At 53.9% G+C, this 20,282-nt stretch carries 19 protein-coding genes; 13 read left to right on the forward strand and 6 right to left on the reverse strand.

Features of this window, described 5'->3' with window-relative positions; genetic code table 11:
• The first annotated feature begins 38 nt into the window (after nucleotides 1-38).
• From POTG_RS23600 to POTG_RS05395, 5 genes are all read left to right on the forward strand, one after another.
• The gene (locus POTG_RS23600; protein ID WP_009223798.1) at nucleotides 39-188 is read left to right on the forward strand and encodes a hypothetical protein; all 150 of its coding nucleotides are present in this window, start codon (nucleotides 39-41) and stop codon (nucleotides 186-188) included.
• A 183-nt stretch (nucleotides 189-371) separates the two neighbouring features.
• On the forward strand, nucleotides 372-1,061 hold the full coding sequence (locus POTG_RS05380; protein WP_009223799.1) for a PspA/IM30 family protein: 690 nt from the start codon (nucleotides 372-374) through the stop codon (nucleotides 1,059-1,061).
• Between the two features lie 40 nt (nucleotides 1,062-1,101).
• Nucleotides 1,102-2,133, forward strand: coding sequence for a hypothetical protein (locus tag POTG_RS05385; RefSeq protein ID WP_036644504.1), 1,032 nt, complete (start codon nucleotides 1,102-1,104; stop codon nucleotides 2,131-2,133).
• Nucleotides 2,130-2,933 (forward strand): TPM domain-containing protein, encoded by an 804-nt coding sequence (locus POTG_RS05390; RefSeq protein WP_009223801.1) that lies wholly within the window; start codon nucleotides 2,130-2,132, stop codon nucleotides 2,931-2,933. The genes POTG_RS05385 and POTG_RS05390 overlap by 4 nt, the downstream gene beginning before the upstream one ends.
• 21 nt (nucleotides 2,934-2,954) lie before the next feature.
• On the forward strand, nucleotides 2,955-3,989 hold the full coding sequence (locus POTG_RS05395) for an SPFH domain-containing protein (RefSeq protein ID WP_009223802.1): 1,035 nt from the start codon (nucleotides 2,955-2,957) through the stop codon (nucleotides 3,987-3,989).
• A 64-nt stretch (nucleotides 3,990-4,053) separates the two neighbouring features.
• On the opposite strand, the gene mscL is transcribed toward POTG_RS05395, so the two are convergent.
• Entirely contained in the window at nucleotides 4,054-4,449 is a 396-nt protein-coding gene (gene mscL / locus POTG_RS05400; RefSeq protein ID WP_009223803.1) for a large conductance mechanosensitive channel protein MscL, read from the reverse strand.
• 383 nt (nucleotides 4,450-4,832) lie between these two features.
• Entirely contained in the window at nucleotides 4,833-5,741 is a 909-nt protein-coding gene (locus tag POTG_RS05405; protein WP_009223804.1) for an EamA family transporter, read from the reverse strand.
• Between the two features lie 190 nt (nucleotides 5,742-5,931).
• Here POTG_RS05405 and POTG_RS05410 point away from each other — a divergent pair, with 190 nt between their 5' ends.
• Nucleotides 5,932-6,120: a hypothetical protein gene (locus POTG_RS05410; RefSeq protein ID WP_036644358.1), complete on the forward strand. Its 189-nt coding sequence runs from the start codon at nucleotides 5,932-5,934 to the stop codon at nucleotides 6,118-6,120.
• 57 nt (nucleotides 6,121-6,177) lie between these two features.
• On the opposite strand, the gene POTG_RS05415 is transcribed toward POTG_RS05410, so the two are convergent.
• Entirely contained in the window at nucleotides 6,178-6,870 is a 693-nt protein-coding gene (locus tag POTG_RS05415) for a hypothetical protein (protein ID WP_009223805.1), read from the reverse strand.
• 198 nt (nucleotides 6,871-7,068) lie between these two features.
• Between POTG_RS05415 and POTG_RS05420 the strand changes: the two genes are divergently transcribed.
• On the forward strand, nucleotides 7,069-7,281 hold the full coding sequence (locus tag POTG_RS05420) for a DUF378 domain-containing protein (RefSeq protein ID WP_009223806.1): 213 nt from the start codon (nucleotides 7,069-7,071) through the stop codon (nucleotides 7,279-7,281).
• 53 nt (nucleotides 7,282-7,334) lie between these two features.
• Here POTG_RS05420 and POTG_RS05425 read toward each other — a convergent pair whose 3' ends face one another.
• The 3 genes from POTG_RS05425 to POTG_RS05435 form a co-directional block, all read right to left on the reverse strand.
• A complete protein-coding gene (locus tag POTG_RS05425; RefSeq protein WP_036644361.1) occupies nucleotides 7,335-8,003 on the reverse strand; it encodes an SGNH/GDSL hydrolase family protein in 669 nt (222 codons plus the stop codon).
• A 129-nt stretch (nucleotides 8,004-8,132) separates the two neighbouring features.
• Nucleotides 8,133-9,968 (reverse strand): ABC transporter ATP-binding protein, encoded by a 1,836-nt coding sequence (locus POTG_RS05430; protein WP_009223808.1) that lies wholly within the window; start codon nucleotides 9,966-9,968, stop codon nucleotides 8,133-8,135.
• Nucleotides 9,958-11,712, reverse strand: a complete 1,755-nt coding sequence (locus POTG_RS05435) for an ABC transporter ATP-binding protein (protein WP_009223809.1) — start codon at nucleotides 11,710-11,712, stop codon at nucleotides 9,958-9,960. The genes POTG_RS05430 and POTG_RS05435 overlap by 11 nt, the downstream gene beginning before the upstream one ends.
• A 315-nt stretch (nucleotides 11,713-12,027) precedes the next feature.
• Here POTG_RS05435 and POTG_RS05440 point away from each other — a divergent pair, with 315 nt between their 5' ends.
• From POTG_RS05440 to POTG_RS05465, 6 genes are all read left to right on the forward strand, one after another.
• Complete coding sequence (locus tag POTG_RS05440) at nucleotides 12,028-13,866, forward strand: cache domain-containing sensor histidine kinase (RefSeq protein ID WP_009223810.1); 1,839 nt, start codon at nucleotides 12,028-12,030, stop codon at nucleotides 13,864-13,866.
• On the forward strand, nucleotides 13,866-15,464 hold the full coding sequence (locus tag POTG_RS05445; RefSeq protein ID WP_036644364.1) for a response regulator: 1,599 nt from the start codon (nucleotides 13,866-13,868) through the stop codon (nucleotides 15,462-15,464). Before POTG_RS05440 ends, POTG_RS05445 begins: the two co-directional genes overlap by 1 nt.
• Nucleotides 15,465-15,577: 113 nt before the next feature.
• The gene (locus tag POTG_RS05450) at nucleotides 15,578-16,918 is read left to right on the forward strand and encodes an ABC transporter substrate-binding protein (protein WP_009223812.1); all 1,341 of its coding nucleotides are present in this window, start codon (nucleotides 15,578-15,580) and stop codon (nucleotides 16,916-16,918) included.
• A 216-nt stretch (nucleotides 16,919-17,134) separates the two neighbouring features.
• Entirely contained in the window at nucleotides 17,135-18,037 is a 903-nt protein-coding gene (locus POTG_RS05455) for a carbohydrate ABC transporter permease (RefSeq protein WP_009223813.1), read from the forward strand.
• Nucleotides 18,038-18,056: 19 nt separating this feature from the next.
• Complete coding sequence (locus tag POTG_RS05460) at nucleotides 18,057-18,887, forward strand: carbohydrate ABC transporter permease (RefSeq protein ID WP_009223814.1); 831 nt, start codon at nucleotides 18,057-18,059, stop codon at nucleotides 18,885-18,887.
• Between the two features lie 45 nt (nucleotides 18,888-18,932).
• Entirely contained in the window at nucleotides 18,933-20,276 is a 1,344-nt protein-coding gene (locus POTG_RS05465) for an FAD-dependent oxidoreductase (RefSeq protein WP_009223815.1), read from the forward strand.
• Nucleotides 20,277-20,282: the final 6 nt, after the last annotated feature.

The following is a 20,282-nucleotide window of genomic DNA, read 5'->3' on the forward strand; positions in this document are numbered from 1 at the left end:
CGCGCAAGTTACCTAAAAAACAGGGAGGAGCGTGCATCATGCAGCAAGATTACGTATTCACGGATCTGGAAGGCCGGGAGTCGTTAGTTCAGGAGATTCGGAAGCTGGAAGAAAAAATCGAGCAGTCCATCGGAGAGAAGGTCAATCTGATCGCATATTCCGAGAAAAAAGAGCAGCCAAATCACTAGAACGCCATTTGCGAATTTGAGGATCGGTTGATCCCATGGTTCATGCGGTCTGCGATAACGCTTGTACGGGATAACGCCCTTAGGGGCGTTTTTATTTTGCCCTGCCTTTGGTACCGCAATGAAACCAATCGGTTGGATCTGATGTATTATTAAGTAAGTGACCAACTGAAGGAGGGACGGGAAGTGGGGATGTTGTCGAGATTTAAAGATGTGATGCGGTCGAATCTTTCCGCCATGCTGGAGGGTTCGCAGGATCCGGCGGCGACGGTGGATGAATACCTGCGTCAATTACGGCTGGATTTAGGGCAGGTCAAGGCGGAGTCAGCTGCGGTTCAGGCGGCGGAAGACCGGGCGAAGCGCGCGCTGGACGAATGTGCCGAGGAAGTCCGGAAGCTGCAACGGTATGCGGAGAAGGCGGTGGAATCGGGCGATGAATCTGCCGCGCTAAAATTCCTGGAGCGGAAGGCGAAGCAGGCGGAACGGCTGCAGGAGCTGCAGACGGCCTATGAGCAAGCAGCGAATCAGGCCGCCCAGATGAAGCAGATGGAGGAGAGGCTGGTCTCCGATCTGCAGAAGCTGGAAGCGCGGCAAGCGACGCTTAAGAGCAAGCTGGCAGAGGCCGCTGCGTTGAACAAGGCCCAGGCTGCTGGGGGAACAGAAGCGGCGCTTCGCGAGCTGGAGGCGAAGGCCGATCAAGCGTTGAATGAAGCGATGGCTTTGGCGGAGCTTCGGGCGGGATCGCAGGAAGACGATCTGGACGCTATCTTCGCGGAGCTGGAGAAGAGCAATGCTGCGGGAGCGAAGCCGGAGGAAGCAACAGCATCGACTCCTGAAGATGAACTAGCGGCGCTCAAGGCGAAATTAAATAAATGAGCTACCTGAACTTGATTTTGGATGGATTGAGGTGAACGATTTGCCGGTCATTGAATACAAATGTCCGAGCTGCGGCAGCGGCATGACGTTTGACAGCACAACAGGTATGCTGTCCTGTCCAAGCTGCGGTCGCAAGGACAACATCGAACAACTTCCCGACCCATTGAAGCAACAGGTGTTCACGGAGGACGAGGTTCGGGAATACCACTGCGAAAGCTGCGGGGCGGTCATCGTAACGGAGCCGGAAACCAGCGCAACGACGTGCAGCTTTTGCGGTTCCGCTGTGGTGCTTAGCGATCGCCTGACCGGGAAGCTGGCGCCGCAGCAGGTGATCCCTTTTGCGATCAGCAAGGAAGAAGCGATGGCGGCTTTCAAGAAATGGTGCCGAAAAGGGCTGCTTACGCCCCGCGGCTTCATGACCGCGAACCGCATCCAGGGGATTACCGGAATGTACGTGCCGTTCTGGCTGTACGATTTGCTGAACAATATCGATGTTCGCGGCCGAGGAACGAAGGTAAGAAGCTATCGCCGAGGCGATTATCAATATACCGAAACGGATCATTACGAGTTTTACCGGAGAATTCGGCTGAATTATGTCCGGCTGCCGATCGATGCCTCGGCGAAGATGGACGATGAGCTGATGGATAAGCTGGAGCCTTTTCCCTACGACCAATTAAAGACGTTTAAGACGCCATATCTTGCGGGATACATTGCTGAAAAATACAACTATACCAGCGAGCAGCTTACCCCGAGAGCTCGGGAAAAAACGATGCCTTATATCGAATCCTATATTTCTTCAACCGTTTCCGAATACACGACGGTAAGCTACGTGGACAAACAGATCGACACGACGGTCAAACGAGCGAATTATGTGCTGCTTCCGGTCTGGATGGTCTATTACAACTACAAGGGGAAGCAGTACACGTTCGCGATGAACGGCCAAACAGGCAAAGTGGTCGGAAAGCCGCCGCTAAGCAAAGGGAAAATGGCGGCATGGTTTGCCGGCGTTTCGGCCCTCTCTTTTGTTGGACTTAAAATATTGGCCTGGCTGTGGGGAGGCGTATTCTTATGAACAAGCGATGGGTCGTGGTGTACTCGTTGCTGCTCTTGATCATGCTAAATATGCTGACCCCGTTAACGGCTCAGGCTGAATCGCCGCTTGCGAATAAGCAGCTGATTTATGACGAGGCCGAACTTCTCTCTCCGGGAGAAATTGAAGACCTAAACGCGTTGGCGAATGAATATGGGCCCAAAAGAGAGCTCGACATCATCATCTATACCACGGACAATCCTGAAGGCGAGGATGTTGTGAAGCTGACGGAGGATTTCTACGATGAACGGGCTCCGGGTTACGACAAACCGCATGGCAACGCCGTGATTTTGACGTTGGATATGCTGAACCGGGATCTATATCTGGCAGGGTTCTATAAAGGGGAGAAATACCTGGACGACAGCCGTTTGGACAAAATCCGCAACAAGATTACCCCGATGCTGTCCGCAGGCGATTATCACGGTGCGTTTGCAGAATACATACGCACGGCCTACCGGTACGCGGAGTTTCGGCCGGGGGTGAATCCGGATAACCCGCTGTTCAACACCGGCATTCAGCTTGTGATTGCACTGGTGATCGGGGCGGGGGTCGTCTTCATGATGGCGTTCCGAAGCGGCGGTCGGATCACGGTGAGCGGTCGAACCTATGAGGATTCGGCCAATTCTGGCGTCATTTGGCGACAAGACAATTATCTGCATACGACGGTAACGAAGACGAAGATTGAGAGCAGCAACAGCGGCGGCGGTGGCGGCAGTGGAGGTGGCGGCGGCGGTACAACCAGCGGCGGACACTCCCATAGCGGAAGCCGAGGATCATTTTAAAGGAAGGGGCAGGAAGAGCTGATGAGTTTTTTTAAGAGCCAATTTGCCAATGTCGTGGAATGGGAAGAATTCCGGGACGACATGATTTTCTGGAAATGGAGCAACCGTGAAATTAAAAAAGGGAGTAAGCTGATCATCCGCTCGGGGCAGGACGCGATTTTTATGAATAACGGGAAAATCGAGGGGATTTTTAAGGAGGAAGGCGAATATAACATTGCCTCGGAGATCGTGCCGTTTCTGTCCACGCTGAAGGGGTTTAAGTTTGGCTTCAACAGCGGGATGCGGGTTGAGGTGTTGTTCGTCAATACGAAGGAGTTTACCGTCCGGTGGGGCACGCAAAATCCGGTGTTAATCCCTACGCCGCAGCTCCCCGGCGGAATGCCGATTCGTGCGAACGGCACGTTTAACTTCAAGGTCAACGACTATGTGACTTTAATCGATAAGATTGCAGGCGTTAAGCAAAGCTATTTGGTGGAGGACGTCAAGCTTCGGATCACCTCCGTGCTCGATCAACTGCTAATGAAATGGATCAGCCGGGAAGGCAAAGATATGTTTAATCTGCAGGCCAACGCTGCAGAGATCGCGCGGGGCATCCGGGAAGACCTCGATATGCAGGTCATGGACGACGGGTTGGCCATCACAGGCTTCCAGGTGATGAGCTTCAGTTATCCGAAGGAAATTCAAGAGATGATCACGAAGACGGCGTCGCATGAAATGATCGGCAATTTAGCGAAATACCAGCAGGTCAGCATGACGGACGGCATCGCCTCAGGCAAGGTGCAAGGCGGCGGGGCCGCTTCGGATATGGCGGGGATGATGATGGGGATGAACCTGGCCAAGGAAATGATGAAAAACCTGAATCCGGAACCGGGTCAGGGGAAAGATCATCCGCAGCCGCAGTCCCAGTCGCAAAACTCGGGGGCGAGCCAACCGTCGCAACCTGCAGCGCCTTCCGCCTCGGAAGCGGACTCTAAGCGGCCGAACTTCTGTCCCAACTGCGGGAATAAGAACGAAGGCGCGAACTTCTGTCCGAATTGCGGGCAGAAGCTGGTGTAGGCGTCATACGAGAAAACCCGCCTGAGCGTAAACGGCTCGGGCGGGTTTTTTGGCTTCAAAGGAGTCACTTCTCCTCCAACGCTCTTTGCTTTAACAAATCACGGATTTCGGCCAGCAGCACCTCTTCTTTGGAAGGGGCGGGCGGCGCTTCGGACTTGGGCTCCTCTTTCTCTTTGCGTCTCAGTTTGTTGATACCCTTGACGAAGAGGAAGATGGAGAAGGAGACAATAAAGAAATCGATGACGGTTTGCAGGAAAGCTCCGTATTTCAACACCGTGTCTCCGTATTGAAACTGTAACTCTTTCAAGTTAATACCGCCTACCAGCAACCCGATAACCGGCATCAGCATGTCGTTGACCAGGGAAGTCACGATGTTTCCGAAGGCGGCACCAATAATCACCCCGATGGCCAGATCAAGCACGTTCCCTTTGAGCGCAAAGGCTTTAAATTCCTTCCACATGATGGAGTACCTCGCATTCGGCATAATATTAGCAGTATACCATAAGCGAACCGGAGGTAGTCCATAGGAGGGAAGGCAGGGTGTTCTAACGGACACTAGAGACGTTAATAGGGAGCCATCGGGGACTTCTGGAACGTAACGGACAGAGATGACGTTATTTCAGGGTAGTCACCGTGAATTGCAGCTCTCCAAGCCGAATAAGGCCCGTGAAGTCCGTTACACTGGGAAATACCCGGGAAATGTGCGAATAAGGTCATTACGGTCCGTTACGTGTTAAGGCAAGCAGTTACAGCAATAGCTACTGCGGCCAACTCGTTACGCGGCCCCTCACTCAGCCCCTCACTCGGCCCGATGCTCGCCTTGCCGAGGTCCCGCGCCTCACCCTACAGCTCGTCCGCCAAGCCAAGCAAGGCGATCCCCGCCAGCACGAGTACGATGACTGCATATTGCAGCCGGCTGAGCCGTTCTTTAAGGAACAGGCGGGATAAAATCACCGAGAAGACGCTGTACGAAGCGATCAGCGGAGCCGCCACGATGGCGTTGCTGGCCATAGCGAATACGTAGAAGAACTGGCCGGCCGTCTCGAAGATCGCGGCAACGCCTTTGACGCGTTCTCTCCAGAGGTTGAACCGCTGTTTTTTGACCGCAACCAAGTAGATATAGACCACCGCAGCACACAGGAAAAACGTGAACTCGTAAGCCAGAAGTGCAGCATCTTCCCCAATCAGCTTCAGCTCGTCCAGATAAATGCCGTCGGCAAACGTGCCTAAGCCGTCAAGCAGACAGTACAGCAGCGGAAAGGTGATCGCCATCACGCCGATTTGATATTTGGCGTTAAGGTTCTCAGTCCCGGATTTCAGAGCCATTCGCTCTTCCTGCTTCTCCAGAATGGCCAGCCCTACAACGCCGAAGGTAATGATCGCTACCCCTGTAATGTCCATCCATCCGAGATCATGGGGGAAGAACAGATACAGCAGGATCGCTGTCGCCGCCCCGGACGAGTTCTGTACCGGCGATGCGATGGAAAGCTCGATGTACCGGAGCCCGAAGTAGCCGATCGCCATCGATAAGATGTACAGCGCCGATACCGGCAAATAACGAATCATATCGATCGGATCAAAGGACAGCCCTTGGATCAACAGATAAGCTGTGCCGTGAATCCCCATCACCAGACCCACCATGACGACGATTTTCAGATGACTGAACGGGTCCCGGCTGTCGCTGCCTTTTTTATAGAACAGATCGGCACTCCCCCAAGCTAGAGACGTCAGTAGTGCAAATAGAAACCACATGTCTTTGCTCCTTCCATGAAAATAACAATCTTACTGATTATACAAACCAGCCTGCGGGGAGTGTCTATGAAAAAACTTACCGTGAGCCGGCCGCACCCCGTAAAAATGCAAACGCTCTCTACTTATGGTAAAATGCTACTAACATGAAATCATAGATTCGTTGAAAATAAAGGGGCAGGAGTGTCGCGGTATGAGAGGATATAACTTGTGGCGGCCGGTATTTTTGATCTTGATCGCGCTGCTGACCAACGGTTTGGTGACGAACCTTTGCATCTTGTTTGGAATGTCGACTGAAGCTGCCGGGAATATCGGATTCGTGGCGATGATGCTCGCCGCTTTGATCGTGTATACCCGATTTTCGAAGAACCGCCGCAAGTAATAGACAAAGAGACGCAGGATTTGCGTCTCTTTGTTGTTTGGAGCCATTCCTAATAGGTCAGACCATCAAGGCTTTGATGCCGTTAAACAACGGGATAATCGATTTGATGGCGTTATAGCCCATCTTCATCAGGGGCACGTATTTTTGCACTTTTTGCACCATTCCGAGAATGGCTGGCCGGCGGGGTCTTTCCAAAGGAGAGCTCTCCGTGTTCTGCTCCTGCGTTCCGCCGGAGCCCTCGCTTCCGCTTGATCCGCCAAAGCCAAACAGCCCGGGTCTGCGCGGACGCCCTGGCCCTCCAGCGAAGCCATAGCCATAAGGTCTGGGACCGGGTCTTCCCGGCATTCCGCTAAAGCCATAATAACCTTGAGGTCTTCCCCATCCTCCGTTAAAGCTTCCGCCATAGCTCAGTTCCCGGGGTCTACCCCAATTGCCGCCAGGGCCATATCCCATGGGCACGCCGCCTAAACCCCAGCCGACGCTGGGACGAATGCCCTCGACGAAGCGGGGATCCCTTGGGAAGCCACTGTCAAATGGCTGCTGGATGGCCGATGACCGTGCTTTTTTGCTGCGGGCTGCCGTTTTTTTCTTCGTTTTCTTCTTGCCGCGCGGGGGCACGGAGAGAAGCAGGCCGTTCGGATCCAGCCCGGCGATCCATCCGATATAAGAACGCCCGTCTTGCAATACCACGCGAACCGGCTGGCCCTTCAGCTGTTTCGCACGTTTGCGAATGTTTGCCGAACTTGCCATGCAAGGATCACCTCGGTGCTAAAATTTTTACGGTAGACGTTTTGCTCGATATATCTTACTTCCGAATTTGGTGCGCTGCCTGTGCTTGTTCCTCAGTTTTTGGCCCGTTTCGTGATATTTGCCGGCACCTGAATAAATTTTGGGCAACTTGGAAATTTAACTAATGAATAAAAAATTCGATCGAGGAGTTGGCCCGGAATGAAAACGTTAAACGCAATAGCGCTCGCACTACTGATTGTGGGCGGATTAAACTGGCTGTTGGTGGGGCTCTTTCAATATGACTTAGTGGCAGGCATTTTCGGCGGGCAAGATTCGACCATGTCGCGGATCATCTACACGCTCGTCGGCATTTGCGCCATCTATGCGTTTAAGTTCTTCAACGATGTCACGGACGATGAAGTCGCCAGATAAGCCGGGGAATCCGTGGAAGTATGCGGGAAGTCCGGGATGCGGGAGCATCCCGGCTATTTTTTCTTCGAAGACACATTGGTTTTAGGAAAAAGATAGGGCGCAAGGCCGCTCGCAATCACCCGATGCCCCCGATTGTTCGGATGAATCGGCAGCGTTCCGCCGAGGATGTCCTCCAATTGGCCTCCTCGGTACCCGTCGATCAGTTCTGCTTGCTTCCCTTCGAACCATTTGTGCGCCGGTGCGACTTTGGCGCCGTAAGCGGCGGCGATGCCATGAGTCGTCTGGTTCAGGCGGCCGATCCACTCGACGGCAAGTGAACTGCTCGGGAACGGGTTGTACTGCGTGCAGCATACGATCCGGGCGGAGCTGGTTTTGCGGATACGCTCCAGGATGGCGCTCAGATTCCGGCGGAATTGGAAGAGCAGCTCCATATTCGGAAACGGACCGCCATTCACAAGCGGCGTAATCGCCGAATTTGCCAAATCGACGCCGCCAATCCAGACCGATACGACAGAGGAGCTTCTAATCATGTCCGAGCCTTGCCACAGCACGGCGTCCAGCAGATTGCTGCTGGTCCAGCCGGACCGGGCTAATACATAACCCCGGATAGGCCGGGGGTTAGAGCGATTATAATCCGATACGATCAACTGAGGATAGGCCAGCCGCGGCGAGGAAGCGTTATCGCCATACGTAATGGAATCCCCAAGTGCGGTGTAAATCATCTCCAGGTCATCCACCTAAGATAGACTTTACAACTATAGTATTGCGAACAAGGTGGGGAGGTGCAGGTTATAAAAAAGGGCTGGCCCGATTCCATTCGGACCAGCCCTTAGGCATGATACCTGATAGATTTACCTGCGCGGCGCTAGCTGCTGCAACTCCACACGACCTTGCCGTGAGTGGCGTACCAGCTCCGCATAGTAGCCGCCGCGGGCCAGCAACGTTTCGTGCGTGCCCTGCTCGGCGATCCGACCGCTTTGGATCACGAGGATGCGGTCAGCGTGCTGGACGGTGGACAGCCGGTGCGCGATGACCAGCGTTGTCCGGCCAGCCGACACCACGCTTAAGGCATGCTGGATCAACAGCTCGGTTTGGGAATCCAGGTTCGCCGTCGCTTCATCGAGAATGAGGATTTTCGGACGGAAGACCAGGATCCGTGCGAAGGAGATCAACTGGCGCTCTCCGGCGGACAGTCCGCTGCCCCGATTGGACAACCGGGTGTCGTAGCCGTCCTTCAGCCGCGTGATCATGGGCTCTGCGCCGATGCGCCGGCAGGCTTCGATCACTTCTTCGCGGCTGATGTCTTCGCGGAAGAGGCGGACGTTGTCAATAATGGACCCGGCGAACAAGAACGGGTCCTGCTGCACCAGTCCGACGATGCGATGCAGCGAGGCTTGCGGCAGGCGGCGAATGTCCGTGCCGTCGATTTCGACGCTGCCATCGTCTACGTCATAGAACCGCGTCAGCAGGTTTACCAGGGAGCTCTTGCCTGCGCCGGTCGTGCCTACGATGCCGATGAACTCTCCTTCTCGCACATGAAGGTCGAGGCCATGCAGCACCTCCTGGCCTTCCGTGTATGAGAAGCGGATGTGATTGAAATCGATCCGCCCGCGAACCGCCTGGGCCGGCAACGTCTTGGCTTCCTCCGGCGCAGGGTCTTTCACCTCCGGCTCAGCGGAGAAGATTCGCCACAGGCGATCTACCGATACGATGGTGGACTGCAGCGTATTCCACTGCTGGGTAATCTGGTTGATCGGTTGAAAGAATTGGCGGATATAGCTGATGAAGGCGTACAGCACGCCAAATTCGATGCGATGGCCCAGCACCGCGAAGCCGCCGATCCAAACGACGAAGGCCACCGACAAATTGCCAAGCACATCAAAGGAACGGTTAAACAGGACCGTGGCCTGCACTTCCCGCAGATTCGCCTTCAAATAAGCGGTGTTCCGCTCCCCGAAGCGGGATGTTTGCTCCCCTTCTTGATGGAACGACTGAATCAAGCTCATCCCGCTCAGATTTTCGGCCGTAAACGCGATGAGCCGGGACAGCAGCGAGCGGGCCCGCTGATAGCTGGTGCGCAAATACTTGCGGAAGGCGATCGCAATGACCGTGATGATTGGAAAGAGAATTAAACAATATAAGGCCAGCTCGACATCTAGCGCAAACATAAAGACGACAACCAAGATGAGCGATAATCCGTCGCGGACCAGACTCAACAGCACCTGGGTAAAAAACTGGTTGATCGTCTCTGTATCACTTGACTCATTCGTGACGAGGCCGCCAGCCGAGTTGCGATCGAAGAAGGACATCGACTGCCTTGTGATCTGTTTAAACAGGTCTTTGCGCAGCAAGGCGACGATGCTTTGCCCGGCCCGTTGCAGCAGGTTTGCCTGCCAATAAGAGAACACGCCGCTCACCGCCTCAAGCGCGAGGTAGGCCAAAGCGAGGCCAAGCAGGATGCTTGGTCCGTGTACGCCAAACAGCACCTTCTCATCGATGGCATATTTGATCAGGAACGGCTGCAGCAAGTCAGCGGAAATGGCCAGAAATGCAAAGCCAAACACGGCGAGGAACGCTTTCCGGTGCGGTTTGGCATAGGCGAGCAGCGCCGCAAACGCCTTCCGCCGCTGCTCCGGAGTCACCTCGTATTTCCTGCGGGTATCGGCCGTTTCGGAATTAGTTGACATCGCGATCGTCTCCTTCCTGCAGGTGATGCAGGTCAGCGTACAAGCCCCCGGCTTGCAGCAGCTGCTCATGCGTTCCTTGCTCGGCAATCCGCCCGTTGTCCAGCACGAGAATGCGGTCGGCATGTTTCACCGCACTGATGCGGTGGGCGATGATCAGCGTTGTTTTTCCCTTACGGACTTCCTGCAGATTGGAGAGGATACGCGTCTCCGTTACGGAATCTACCGCACTGACGCTGTCGTCGAGCAGCAGGATCGGAGCGTCCTTGATCAGCCCTCGGGCCAAGCTGGTCCGCTGGCGCTGCCCGCCGGACAACGTCAAGCCGCGTTCGCCCAGCTCGGTATCAAACCGCTTCGGGAATTTTATAACGTTGTCATAGAGATCCGCCAGCCTTGAGGCATCCTCCACTTTGCGCAGCTCGGAGGTTCGGTCGAAGAAGGCGATGTTGTCGCGGAGCGTCGTGCTGAACAGGAAACCGTCCTGCGGCACGTAGGCAATCCGGGTACGCAGGCTCTCCAGCCTCAAGCTTCGGATATCGCGGCCGCCGATGAAGATCGTGCCGCGGGGAGGATCGTATACCCGCAGCAGCAGCTTGACGAGCGTCGTTTTACCGCTGCCGGTCCGGCCCACGATACCCAGCGTTTCTCCGGGGTTGAGCCGGAGATGAATGTCCTGCAGTGAGGCGCGGGCAGCGTCCGGATAGGTGAAGGTCAATCCGCGGATCTCGATGCTGAGGCTGCGCGGATCCTCCGGCAGCGGCAGGGCCCCGGTTTCATCGTAGATGTCCGGCTTCATAGACAGCAGGTGGTTCAGCCGGTCAAGTGAAGCACGCGCACGCTGCATGAAGTTAATCACGTTGCCGATGAGCCGAAGCGGGTTCATTATCATCCGCAGGTATAAGGTTAAGGCAACAAAATTGCCGAGCGACAGCTCGCCACGCGAGACGAGCAGGCCGCCGTAAGCGATGGCCACGGCCATGGAAACCGCGCCGGTAAACGGCAGCAGCACCTGAAATAGCGAGCTCATCCGGACCAGCGACAGCTGGCTGCTTAGGATGCGGTCCACGGTTTGCCCAAACCGGGCGCGGGCAATCTCTTCGGTCGCGAAGCTCTTCGTCACTTTGATGCCTTCAAATTGTTCTTCCGCGGCTTCCGTCATCGCTGCAAGCGACTCCTGCACCTTCCGCGAGTTATCGCGGATTTTGGGGCCGAATCCGCTTACGATAAACGGGATCGCAAGCAGCGGCAAAACACATACCACGATCAAAAGCGCCGGAATATCGCTGACTGTCATCATCGTAATGACGGAGATCAACAACACCGACGCATTGGTTAATTGGTTCAACCCGTTGGCGATCGACTCCCGCACGCCGGTGACGTCATTCATCACGTAGCTGAGCAGCTTGCCGATCCCGTGTTTCGAGAAGAACGCTTCGCTTAATTGAGTAAAATGCCGAAACAACTGGTTCCGGGCACGAAATTCGAACATTCGCCCCAGGCGATGATTCATGTACTGCCCGAATCCGAAGCACAGGCCATAAACGACGGCGATGGCAGCCAGAGTCAGCGCGTATCGGCCCACTCCGCTTCTCGTCAGCCCGCCTTGCTGGAGGTGATCCGTAAAATCCCCCAGGACCTTCGGGAAATACGAATACGTCACATTGGCGGCCGTCAGACATAGCGCAGCCGTCAAATACAGCGGAAAATGCGACTTCATGTGGCTAAGCAACAAGGTTTTTCCCCGCATCGGGCATCCCGTCCTTTCCGAGAAAAGGTTATTGTTATTCTTCGACCTCCTTGTATCTAGTCTCAGCTTTTTAATCATACTGCGAATTTCCAGATCCATCAAACCGTTGGACACGTTATTTTGTATATTTATGCATTGAAGATGCAGGTGTAGAGCGGGGAGGAAGAAGGTTAGGATAAAAGTAGGAGGCTATGCTACAATACGAAGGCAAATAACAAAGAAATAGCAGGAAGTTGTCAACAATCCCCCCTTTTCAAAGACATTCGATATGCTATGTTAGGTTCATATCCCCATGAATAAAGAAGGTCGTTTCCTATGAAAAGACTAAATGTTCCTTCCCGCTCGATTCGGGGGAAGATCTTGGTCTCTTTTTTTGTTTGCATCGTGATTCCAATCGTAACGATTTTTTATTACTACTATACGTCGTCGAGTCGTGTCGTCATGGACGAAGCCCGGAGCGGCAATGAAGAAGCGCTGCGTCAGGTGGTCGGCAATATGGACGATCTGAGTGAACGGGTGCTGAAGGCTTCCAACTTAATTATGAACGACCCGGAATTTAACGAATTTCTGGAGTCGGAGGCAGACTGGGAGACGAATTACATGTCCCTGCGACGTTATAACAACATTCAGCAAAAATTGGTTAATATTCGCGACATCCTGCTGGACAGCAATGCGATCATCGCGGTGATCGACGACCGGGGCTACGTGCATTCGACGGCTTACGGGCCCAATAACCGCAGTAGAAAGAAGGAGCTGCTCCATAAGCTAAGCGAAGAGTCGTGGGCGGAATTAACGAGGGCGCGCAAAGGCTGGCCAGTTTGGCAATATCCGTATACCGGGGAAATCAGCAAGCTGACCGACTTAAACGAGCCTTATTTCACGATGAGCCGCCGGATCATTGGGAGGCAGCAAGAAGGGGAGGACCTGCTCATGATTGGGATTCCCAGCTCGGCTTTTTTTGGGAATCTTCCGGCGCAGACGAAGGGCGGCGGGAGCTTCTTGCTGACGGATGGGGAAGGCCGCCTGCTTGGCGGAGCCTCGCCGCTAAACGATGAACAAACGACAAAGCTGCTGGAAAAGATTCGAAGTGCCGACACGCGTCAGGCTCAAGAGGGAGCGGCTTCGTTTGGCGATTACTCTGTAAACCGCGAGGAAATCCCTCGGCTGGGTTGGCAGGTGATCCAGCTCATTCCGCAGACGCTGTACCAGCAGAGGCTGGGCGGCCTGCGCAACCAATCGATCCTCTGGCTGATGGGCGCCTCGATTCTGTTTTCCATCGTGTTCATTTACTTTATGATTCGCTTCACGAAGCCTTTGCAACAGTTAGTCCGCTCGATGAACAAGCTAGGCGATGGCGACCTGCAGGCCTATGTGGAAGTGAATGGAGACGACGAAATTGCGATCGTTGGCAAGCACTATAATCGAATGCTAACGCGATTACAGCAGTTAATTGATCGGCTGTCCAAGGAGCAGCAACGCAAGGAGGAAGCTCGGTTTCAGGCGCTACAAGCGCAAATCAACCCGCATTTCCTGTTCAACACGCTCAACTCCATTAAGTGGATGGCCGCTTTGTCCGGCGCAGAGCATGTGGGCAAAATGATTACCAATTTGGGCCGACTGCTGGAATATACGATGAAAACACAGCAAGAGGTTGTCACCCTGGAGGAGGAATTAACCTATCTGAAGGTGTACCTTGATCTGCAAAAAATTCGCTTCCATGATAATGTCCAGTTCGAGGTGGATGTGCCGGATGAGCTCAGGTCCAACGCGATTCTGAAATTCACCCTGCAGCCGATCGTCGAAAATGCCATCATCCATGGCGGGCGGACGCCGCTTGCCATCGGCATTCAAGGCGAGGAGACGGAGCAAGGATTAGTGCTGACGGTCTCCGACAACGGCGTAGGGATCGCTGAGGCGAAACTGAAAGAACTGTCCAGTCAGTTGAACCAGGACCATTCGAGATACAGCGGTATTGGCATCTATAACGTGAATGAACGTATCAAGCTGCACTTCGGACAAGACTTCGGCCTGGAAATGAGCAGCATGATTGGGCAAGGAACTCGCGTCAAGATCCGGCTTCCGCGGTTGGATCGCCAGGCTCTTGCGGATCAGAATCCCTTCTCCCGCGATGCGGATCGAAAGGAGAACGATTGATGATTAAAGTATTGATTGTCGATGATGAAATCCTCGTGCGTATCGGGTTAAAGACGATCATTCCTTGGGAAGACAATGGATTTGAATTGATTGGGGAGGCCGCCAACGGGGAGGAAGCGCTAAGGCTGCTGAAAGACAATCCCTGCGACATCGTCCTGACTGATATCCGAATGCCCGGGTGTGACGGGCTGCAGCTGATGGAAGAGATCCGTAAGCTGTCGCCGCGAACGAAATGCTTGATTCTCTCCAACCACAACGATTTCGAATACGTCCAGAGGGCGTTGCGGCTTGGGGCGGCCGACTATATCCTCAAGCTAACGATGGAGCCCTCAGAATTAATGGATAAGCTCAACTCCATGAAGGAGATGATCCGCCAGGAAGCGGAGCAGTCGCTGGAGACTTCGCGATTGCAAGTCAAGGTCAGTAAATACAGCAGGGAAGCCAAGGAGAAGCGGCTGAGAGAACTCTTAATCAAACGGCAAGGCACGCGCGCCGAAGTGGAAGAAATGATGCAGGAGTTTGGCTTGCGTGCCTACGAGCCGCCGATTTACGTGATCAGCCTTCGGCTGGATCGGTATCCGAAGGTGCTGGAGGAGAACAATTTCCGCAGCGAGCACTTACTGCATTACACGGTTGCCAACATCCTCAGCGAGGTGTTCAAAAAATATTCCGATGGCGAACTGCTCGACATGGGAGACGGGCTGTTTACGATCCTGACCGACCGCTATCAGGAAGCGATGGTTCGGGAGATGCAGGATGCCGTGTCCACCTTCCTGAAGCTGTCAGCCAGCGTGGGGGTATCCAGTCCGTTTGAGGATATTCTGGACCTGCATCAAGCTTACGACCAAGCGGAGAAAGCCCTCGCATACCGTTTTTACGTCGGGACGGAAGCTTTGGTGTATTTTGACCGTATCCATTACGCCGAACCGGACGCCAGTTCAGCGCCGTGGCTTCAGGAGCAATGGGAGAAGTTGTTGGACATTCGCGACGAGGCAGCACTGTTGGATTATCTGGACCGGTGGTACCGTTCCGTTCTAGATGGTCCCAAATTGTCACCGGATGTCGAGCGGGAAAATTGGGTGCACTGGATCCATCTGATGGACGGCTTTGCCCGACGGCTTGGCGGGGACCTGTATTCGGCTCCGCTGCACGAGGAGATGTATCCGTATTCTGCCGTGCGCAGCCTGGAGACGTTGGAGGATATCTACTTGTGGTGCAGAGGCTGGCTGCCGATGTATCTCAATTATATTCGGTCGCTTTCCCATCAGCATGTCCGCCCGGAGATCCAGGTTGTTCTGGATGTCATCAGCAAGCAGTACAACCAGCCGCTGAAGGTATCAGAGCTGGCTAAGCTCGTCGGGTTTACGGAGAACTACCTGAGCATCCTGTTCAAGAAAGAGACCGGGCAAACGATCATGGACCATCTCACCCGAATCCGCATGGACCGGGCCCGGGAGCTGCTGAAGGACCAAACCTATAAAATCTATGAAATCTCCGAGATGGTCGGGTACGGGGATTCGAACTACTTCAGCAAGCAATTCAAGCGAATGGAGGGGGTGTATCCCCTCGAATTCCGCAGGTTGTATCTGGGGAAATAGATTCGATAAGAATTACCCTGTTTTGCCGAGGATTACGCCATGTTCTCCCCGGACAGGCTTTGTTACTTTATTCATAGCAAGAGAAACAATCCACAACCTGGGGGGACTTAGGAATGAAGCAATGGTTGAAAGGCGTTATGTCCTTGGCATTGGCAGCTACCATCGTAGTTACCGGTTGCTCCAATGGCAAGGAGAACGCAAATAGCAACACTGATGCAGGCGGCAATGGAGGCAGCAGCGGCGTCGTGAACTTGACTGTTTGGGGAGCGGTTCCAGAAGAGAATGGTCCGCAAACCGTCATCGACAAGTGGAACGCAGCTCATCCTGACATTCAAGTAAATTACGTGCGTTACATCAACGACGATTCCGGCAATACGAAGCTGGATACCGCACTGATGATGCAAAGCGACGCGCCTGATATTTTCTTCAGCTATGGGGAGAACAATCTGTTCCGCCGTGAAAATTCCGGTATGACAGCTCCGCTGGATGAGTTGATCAGCGCGCAAGGGTTTGACGTGGACGGCGTGATTGGCAGCGAAAACCTGCTGAAATACAATGATCAAATCCACTACCTGCCGGCTTATAAAAACATCGACTTCGTGGTGTTGAACAAATCAGCTTTGGATGAAATCGGCGAACCTGTACCAACGGACTGGACTTGGGACGATTTCGCTGACTTGGCCCTCAAGCTGAATAAGGACGGCCGTAAGGGCGCGTTTGTTACACCGGGTGCAGATTTGCTGATCGGCAAATTTACGCTGGTGTCCAGCCAACCGAAGGATTCCTTCTATAACGCGGAAGGTTTGTCGAACTTCAACAACCCGGCGATGAAGAAGGGCTTGGAAATTCAGAAGAAGCTGTATGATGAAGGCGCTATGGTGAGCTGGGGCGAAGGCATCGCCAACAAGCTGGATCCGGCAAACGAACTGCTGACGGGCAAGGCGGCGATGGTATACGGCGGCGCTTGGATGATGAGAAGCTTGAAGGATACGGACACTTGGCCGCGCGACTTCGCTGTAGCGTTCGCTCCGGCTCCGCAATACGAAAAAGGTACCAACGTCAACAACGGCGGCATGAACGATTTCATGTCCATCAATAACAACAGTGCCCATAAGGAAGAAGCGTTCCAATTCATCTCCTGGTATCTGCAAGAAGGCAATATGGACATGATTCCGGGCGGACGCATTCCGACGAACAAAACGGCAGATTTCGATCAAGTGACTCAGATGATCGTAGGCGACAAGCAGGACGTGATCGATCAGGAATCGTTGGGGAATGTGCTGAAGGCGAATTACACGTTTGCGGTTCGCGAGAAAGCGACGGCGTTCCCGCAAATCACCACGATCACTAAGGAAGAAGCGGAGAAATATTTCATGAATCAGCAATCGGTGGACGAGACGCTTAAAGCGATGCAAGAGCGCGCCGACAAAGTGATCCAATCCGAAAGCAAATAATTCATATCGCAAGACAAGACAAGGCAAGGAACCCCAACCGGGCTCCTTGTCTTTTTATATTTTAGGAGAGAATTCTTGACTTCCCCCTGCTATTTCTTTGGGCGCTCGTAAGTTCTTTGCGAAAGGAATCGGACGGAAAACGTCAAGTCCTGTCCATTCCGAGAGGGGGCGATTTTTCTTAGGATACGGTTATGAGAGAAGGGAGCTGAACCAACCGTGAAAAACGGAATCCGCAAAAACCGTTACAAGGATAATCTGGCGGGATATTTGTTTATTCTGCCGAATTTTTTGGGCGTCTTTATCTTCATCCTGTTTCCTCTATTGATCAGCTTAGCCATGGTGTTCATGGATTGGGACTATTTGCGAGGCTACGCCGGGATCGATTGGGTCGGGTTCGATAATTTTAAACAGTTGTTCCAGGACGAATATTTTTGGCAGTCGCTGAAAAATAACGTCATCTTCACCGGAGTCACCGTTCCGGCGGCGATGATCGTCGGGTTGATTGTGGCGGTCTTCCTGAATTCATTCGTCTATATGAAGAATTTCCTGCGAGTGTTGTTTTTCCTTCCGTACGTCAGCAGCATTGTGGCAATTTCCGTCGTATGGAGCGTCATGTACAACCCGTCGGAAGGACCGATTAACCAGTTTCTGCGGGGGCTTGGCCTCCATAACGTCCCGGGGTGGCTGGCCAGCCAGCATTGGGCGTTGCCGGCAATCATCATCATGGTCGCTTGGACTTACACCGGCTATACGATGGTTTTGTACATGGCCGGGATTCAGGGCATCCCTAAAGATTTGTACGAAGCGGCTGAGGTGGATGGGGCCTCCAGAATAAGACAATTTTTCAGCATTACGATCCCGCGGCTAAAACCGACAAGCTTCATGATCGCCATCACCTTGATCATTTCCACGTTCCAGGTTTTTGCTGCCGTATCCGTTATGACCAAGGGCGGGCCGCTGAATTCCACGATGGTGTTGTCCTACTACATCTACATTCAGGCCTTCCAATATTATAAGGTCGGCTACGCGGCAACCGTATCTTGGGCGCTCTTCCTGATCATCTTGCTAATCACGTTGGTGCAATGGAAGGGTCAAAAAAGATGGCAGGACGAGTTCTAAACAGGAGGGGACGAAAGAAATGACATTACAACGCAAGCTCATGAAGTGGGTTTTCACGATCGTGTTTGCCGCGCTGGCGGTCTGCATGATCCTGCCGTTCTTATGGATGACTTCGTCATCGTTTAAGCTGCAATCGGAAATGTTCCAGACGCCGATCGACTGGATTCCAAACACGTTCCATTTCGACAGCTATATCGAAGTGTGGGCCGGGAAATACCCGTTTGCCTTGTATTACTGGAACTCGATTAAAATTACAGCCATGACCGTGCTCGGAACGCTCGTGACCAGCGCTTTGGCCGGCTTTGCCTTCGCCAAGCTGGATTTCCGAGGTAAAGAAGTGATGTTCCTTCTTTACCTGTCGACGATGATCATTCCAACGCAAATTTTGCTCGTACCGCGATTCATTTTGTTTGACAAGCTGCATTTGGTGGACAGCCATTTGGCAATTATTCTGCCCGGCATGTTCTCTGTGCTTGGCACATTTATCATGAGGCAGTTCTTCAGTACCTTGCCGAACGAAATCTTGGAAGCGGCTAAGGTGGACGGCGCCGGTGTCTTCCGTACCTTCTGGCAAGTGTGTCTTCCTCTGACGAAACCGGCATTGGTCTCGTTGCTGATCCTTAGCTTCACCTGGCACTGGAACGAATACGAGGGACCATTGATTTTCCTGCGAACGAACGAGCTGTATACGCTGCCGCTGGCGCTGACGAACTTCGTGGACGAAAATACGACCAATTATACCGCGATCATGGCAGCTTCTGTTTCGGCTCTGCTGCCGCTGATTCTCCTGGTGGCGTTCTTTCAGCGCTGGTTCGTGGAGGGGATCGCCAGCTCGGCGGTCAAAGGCTGATTTAGGGCATATCGAAGCTGAAGCTTCAAGAAAGGGTGGTACTTTATGCATAGTATTTTAGAAGCGGATGTCGTTGTTGTTGGCGGCGGACCGGCGGGAATTAATGCCGCTTTGGCGGCGGGGCGGCAAGGGGCGCGAACCGTATTGGTCGAGCGCTACGGATTTCTTGGCGGCATGTCCACGATCGCGCTCGTCTATCCGTGGATGACGTTCCACACGATGGATGGCAAGCGGGTGATCGGCGGGATTGCTCAGGAGATCGTCGAACGGTTGGCGGCGCGAGGGGCTTCGCCCGGCCATGTCCGCGATACCTGCGGGTTCGTCCATACGGTGACGCCTTATCATCCGGAAGTGTACAAGCTGCTTGCGTTAGAGATGCTGCGGGAAGCCGGGGTCAAGGTGCTTGCCCATAGCTTCATGCACGAAGCGGTGAGCGAGACCGGAATTATTCGGGCGGTTCGTCTGGCGACCAAATCCGGGCCTGTAGAGTTGCGGGCCAAGCAGTTCGTTGATACGACGGGCGACGCCGACTTGGCCTTCTTTGCCGGTGTGCCGGTCCTGCAAGGCCGGGAGTCGGATGGCAAAACCCAGCCAATGACCATGAAATTCCGCATGAAGGGCGTAGATCTGCAGGCCGTTAAGCAGTACATGATCGAGCATCCGGACGAATTTTACCGTAAGACGCCGATTGACGAACTGGAGGAGCTTCCGTTGACGGCGGTGCAAGGCTTTTATAAGCACTGGAAGGAAGCCGGCCTGCCGATCAATCGCGATCAGGTGCTGTTCTTCACCGGTCCAGGCGAAGACGAAATCGTCGTGAACATGGTTCGCGTGCAAGGGCTGGACGGCACCGATGTGGAGCAATTGACCGAAGCGGAGGAGCTTGGGCGTCAGCAGGTCATGATGATCGCCGATTTCATGAAGCGGTGTCTCCCGGGCTTTGCCAAAGCCGAAATCACGCAGGTTGGTACGCAGATCGGCGTTCGGGAGACGCGCCGGGTCGTCGGCCGTTATGCACTGGCAATGGAGGATGTGGTAGAAGGACGCCGTTTCGAGGACGTGATCGCCCGCAGCGGGTATCCGATCGACATTCACGATCCGTCGGGCAAAGCGGTTCAAGCGGCTTGGATCAACGGAGACGGCGCCTACGACATCCCGTACCGCTGCTTGCTTCCAAAGGACATCGACAATCTTCTGATTGCGGGCCGTTGCATCTCTACAACGCATGAAGCGCTGGCTACAACCCGGTTGACGCCAAGCTGCATGGCAACCGGGCAAGCCGCAGGCACGGCCGCCGCAATGGCGGCAGCGCAGGGCATTTCGCCGGCAGAGGTGGATATCCGTTCGCTGCAGGAGACGTTAACCCAAAACGGGGCAATTTTGGTCTAGATCTAA

Source organism: Paenibacillus sp. oral taxon 786 str. D14 (genome assembly GCF_000159955.1).
GTDB classification, from domain to species: Bacteria; Bacillota; Bacilli; order Paenibacillales; family Paenibacillaceae; genus Fontibacillus; species Fontibacillus phoenicis.

Bases quoted from the DNA above. Each gene is read 5' to 3' on its own strand.
- POTG_RS23600 (WP_009223798.1), top strand. From the start codon at position 39: ATGCAGCAAGATTACGTATTCACGGATCTGGAAGGCCGGGAGTCGTTA.
- POTG_RS05390 (WP_009223801.1), top strand. From the start codon at position 2,130: ATGAACAAGCGATGGGTCGTGGTGTACTCGTTGCTGCTCTTGATCATG.
- POTG_RS05395 (WP_009223802.1), top strand. From the start codon at position 2,955: ATGAGTTTTTTTAAGAGCCAATTTGCCAATGTCGTGGAATGGGAAGAA.
- mscL (WP_009223803.1), bottom strand. From the start codon at position 4,449: ATGTGGAAGGAATTTAAAGCCTTTGCGCTCAAAGGGAACGTGCTTGAT.
- POTG_RS05405 (WP_009223804.1), bottom strand. From the start codon at position 5,741: ATGTGGTTTCTATTTGCACTACTGACGTCTCTAGCTTGGGGGAGTGCC.
- POTG_RS05410 (WP_036644358.1), top strand. From the start codon at position 5,932: ATGAGAGGATATAACTTGTGGCGGCCGGTATTTTTGATCTTGATCGCG.
- POTG_RS05415 (WP_009223805.1), bottom strand. From the start codon at position 6,870: ATGGCAAGTTCGGCAAACATTCGCAAACGTGCGAAACAGCTGAAGGGC.
- POTG_RS05420 (WP_009223806.1), top strand. From the start codon at position 7,069: ATGAAAACGTTAAACGCAATAGCGCTCGCACTACTGATTGTGGGCGGA.
- POTG_RS05425 (WP_036644361.1), bottom strand. From the start codon at position 8,003: ATGATTTACACCGCACTTGGGGATTCCATTACGTATGGCGATAACGCT.
- POTG_RS05430 (WP_009223808.1), bottom strand. From the start codon at position 9,968: ATGTCAACTAATTCCGAAACGGCCGATACCCGCAGGAAATACGAGGTG.
- POTG_RS05435 (WP_009223809.1), bottom strand. From the start codon at position 11,712: ATGCGGGGAAAAACCTTGTTGCTTAGCCACATGAAGTCGCATTTTCCG.
- POTG_RS05440 (WP_009223810.1), top strand. From the start codon at position 12,028: ATGAAAAGACTAAATGTTCCTTCCCGCTCGATTCGGGGGAAGATCTTG.
- POTG_RS05445 (WP_036644364.1), top strand. From the start codon at position 13,866: ATGATTAAAGTATTGATTGTCGATGATGAAATCCTCGTGCGTATCGGG.
- POTG_RS05450 (WP_009223812.1), top strand. From the start codon at position 15,578: ATGAAGCAATGGTTGAAAGGCGTTATGTCCTTGGCATTGGCAGCTACC.
- POTG_RS05460 (WP_009223814.1), top strand. From the start codon at position 18,057: ATGACATTACAACGCAAGCTCATGAAGTGGGTTTTCACGATCGTGTTT.
- POTG_RS05465 (WP_009223815.1), top strand. From the start codon at position 18,933: ATGCATAGTATTTTAGAAGCGGATGTCGTTGTTGTTGGCGGCGGACCG.